1 protein-coding gene is annotated in these 254 nt (G+C 67.7%); it reads left to right on the top strand.

Annotated elements, in window-relative coordinates:
- Window positions 1–254, top strand: a 254-nt coding sequence (locus tag ACJDTP_RS27920; RefSeq protein ID WP_479723091.1) for an aromatic-ring hydroxylase C-terminal domain-containing protein, incomplete at both ends; no start/stop codon positions are given.

Below are 254 nucleotides of genomic sequence, written 5' to 3' on the forward strand. Positions count from 1 at the left end.
CTCGACGCTCGATCTTGTGGGACACGGCAGGTTCACGCTTCTGACCGGGATCGGCGGCGAGGCTTGGGTTGCCGCGGCGAAGAAGGTCGGCAAGGAACTGGGCATCGGGATCGATGCCCATGTCATCGGACCGCGCCAGACCTGGCAGGATTTTACGGGGGACTGGGCGCGTGCGCGGGACGTCAGGGATAGCGGCGTCGTGCTGACGCGTCCGGATCAGCACGTCTGCTGGCGCCGCGAGACGGTGGCCGACG

This window comes from Candidatus Clostridium helianthi (assembly GCF_045310795.1).
Classification (GTDB): domain Bacteria; phylum Bacillota; class Clostridia; order Clostridiales; family Clostridiaceae; genus Clostridium; species Clostridium helianthi.